The sequence below is a fragment of the Pseudomonas inefficax genome (assembly GCF_900277125.1).
Classification (GTDB): domain Bacteria; phylum Pseudomonadota; class Gammaproteobacteria; order Pseudomonadales; family Pseudomonadaceae; genus Aquipseudomonas; species Aquipseudomonas inefficax.
In genome coordinates this window covers 1-2,393 of record NZ_OPYN01000080.1, presented here as the reverse complement: position 1 = coordinate 2,393, position 2,393 = coordinate 1, and the positions used below count along the sequence as shown (strand labels likewise).

At 64.3% G+C, this 2,393-nt stretch carries 4 protein-coding genes; 2 read left to right on the top strand and 2 right to left on the bottom strand.

Annotation, left to right across the window (positions count from 1 at the left end; genetic code table 11):
• Positions 1-246, top strand: a 246-nt coding sequence (locus tag JV551A3_RS10245; RefSeq protein ID WP_137010663.1) for a 3-deoxy-7-phosphoheptulonate synthase, incomplete at its 5' end; no start/stop codon positions are given.
• Here the strand turns inward: JV551A3_RS10245 and JV551A3_RS10240 are convergent.
• Together JV551A3_RS10240 and JV551A3_RS10235 are read right to left on the bottom strand one after the other, a co-directional pair.
• Positions 227-1,447, bottom strand: coding sequence for a winged helix-turn-helix domain-containing protein (locus JV551A3_RS10240; protein WP_133970715.1), 1,221 nt, complete (start codon positions 1,445-1,447; stop codon positions 227-229). The two genes, JV551A3_RS10245 and JV551A3_RS10240, sit on opposite strands and share 20 nt — an antisense overlap.
• A 145-nt stretch (positions 1,448-1,592) precedes the next feature.
• On the bottom strand, positions 1,593-1,811 hold the full coding sequence (locus tag JV551A3_RS10235) for a DUF1127 domain-containing protein (RefSeq protein ID WP_013971536.1): 219 nt from the start codon (positions 1,809-1,811) through the stop codon (positions 1,593-1,595).
• 96 nt (positions 1,812-1,907) lie between these two features.
• On the opposite strand from JV551A3_RS10235, the gene JV551A3_RS10230 reads away from it, so the two are divergent.
• Positions 1,908-2,393 (top strand): LysR family transcriptional regulator (locus JV551A3_RS10230; RefSeq protein WP_167494824.1); only part of this gene is annotated, 486 nt, incomplete at its 3' end.

The following is a 2,393-nucleotide window of genomic DNA, read 5'->3' as shown; positions in this document are numbered from 1 at the left end:
GCGCAGATCCTGGACGAGGTGAAGCAGTTCTTCCAGGTGCACCAGGCCGAGGGCAGCCATGCCGGCGGCATCCACATCGAGATGACCGGACAGAACGTCACCGAATGCATCGGCGGCGCCCGGCCGATCACCGAAGATGCGCTGTCCGACCGGTATCACACCCACTGCGACCCGCGCATGAATGCCGACCAGTCCCTGGAGCTGGCATTCCTGATTGCCGAAACCCTCAAGCAGGTGCGGCGCTGAGCAACGCCTGACGCAACTGGCTGCCCTCAACCCGAGGGCAGTTGAGTTGCACCCGCCCCAGGCCCAGCCACTGGGCCAGGCGCAGCAGGTTGCCGGCCAAAGCCTGATACGCTTCTTCGTCCAGGCCCGCTGCCTCGACATGCACGGCATGCACTGCCAGTTGCCCTTGGGCGCGCTCGGCGCGCAGGTCCACGCGCGCGGCGATGCGTTCGCGGTACAGGAATGGCAGCACGTAGTAGCCGTACACCCGCTTGTGCGCCGGGGTGTAGATTTCCAGGCGGTAGCGGAAGTCGAACAAGCGCTCGGTGCGGTTGCGTTCCCAGACCAGTGAATCGAACGGCGACAATAGCGCGCTGGACTCGATGCGCCGGGGAATACGCGGCGCGCCGGCGCAGTAGGCAAGCTGCTTCCAACCCTGCACCTCGACCGCTTGCAGACGGCCATCAGCCAGCAGTTCGGCCAGTGCCGCTTTGCCCTGCCCCGGGTCCAGCCGGAAGTAGTCGCGCAGGTCGCGCTCAGTGGCTACGCCCAGGGCAGTGGCGGCGTGGAGCATCAAACCCTGATGCGCCTCGGTCTCGCTGGGCAATGGTTGGTCGAGAATCGCTTTCGGCAGGACCTTTTCCGGCACATCGTAGAGCCGCTCGAAGCCACGTCGGCCAGCGACCGTCACTTGCCCTGCGGCGAACAGCCACTCCAGCGCGTGCTTTTCCTCGCTCCAGTCCCACCAGGGGCCGGCCCGCTCCTCACGGGAGGACAGGCTGCCCGCACCAAGGGCGCCCTGTTCGCGGACCGCTGCCAGTACCCGGGCGATCACATCCTGGCGTTCACGGCCAAACTGCGCGAGCTGGCGATAGATGCCACGACCATCGGCGGCATGGGCCATGCGCCAGCGCAGCAGTGGGTACAGGCTCAGCGGCAGCAATGAGGCTTCATGACCCCAGTACTCGAACAACAGGCGCTGGCGGCCACCGCCCCAGGCGAGCTGGTCGAGGGTGGCAGGCGAGTAGTTGCCCAGCCGGGAGAACAGCGGCAGGTAGTGGGAGCGGACCAGGGCGTTGACCGAATCGATCTGCAACACGCCCAGGCGTTGCAGCATGCGCTTGAGTGCTGGCAGGGTCGGCGCCGATTCCGGCTGTTTGCCGAAACCTTGGGCAGAAAGGGCCAGGCGACGGGCCTGGTTGATGGACAGCTTGAGGGGCAAGCCTGAACTCCTTGTAGTGTCTGTTCCGGCCCTATCGCGGGTGAACCCGCTCCCACAGGAACTCCGCATTGCTCAATACCAGTGGTATCCCTGTGGGAGCGGGTTCACCCGCGAAGAGGCCAGTGGTTCCACCGACAAACTTAGTCTATTTCCGCAGCGGGTCATCCCAGAAATGCCGCTCGGCCTCCTGCTGGATATCCGCCCGGCTCAACCCCAAGTCGTGCAAGGTTGCGTCACTGAGGCTGGCCAGTTCCTGGCGTTGGCGGTACAGCTGCAGCCAGCGCGCCGGGCGCTGCAGGGCGGCATGCCACAGGTGGTTCAGGGAAAAGGCAGGTTGCTGGATGCTGCTGACATGACCTTTCATCGTGAAGCCCTCCGTGTTGATGGCTCCAGTCTCGCGCCAGGCATAAGATCAATCCAACGAATGTTTCTGATGCCATGCATCTCGGAGATTGATGCAATGTCCCAGTACCAGAGCCTCGACGCGGACGTACTTCGCACCTTCGTGGCCATCGCCGAGCAGGGTGGCTTTACCCGCGCCGGCGAGGTGGTCAACCGCACCCAGTCGGCGGTGAGCATGCAGATGAAACGCCTGGAAGAAGACATTCTGCAGCGCCAGCTGTTCGAGCGCGACGGCCGCCAGGTGCGCCTGACCGCCGAGGGCCAGGTATTGCTAGGCTATGCCCGGCGCATCCTCAAGTTGCATGGGGAAGTATTCAATACCCTGCGCATGCCGCACATGGTCGGGGTAGTACGCATCGGTACGCCGGACGACTATGCCATGCGCTTCCTGCCGACCATTCTGTCGAGCTTTGCCCAGGCTTACCCGCTGGTGCAGGTGGAGGTGCATTGTGACTCCTCCAAACAGCTGATGCTGCGCCAGGACCTGGACCTGACCATCGTCACCCGTGAGCCGGGCAACGAGATTGGTCAGCTGCTGCGCCAG

Excerpts from the sequence above, each read along its gene's own strand:
- JV551A3_RS10235 (WP_013971536.1), bottom strand. The coding sequence starts at position 1,811 with ATGAAAGGTCATGTCAGCAGCATCCAGCAACCTGCCTTTTCCCTGAAC.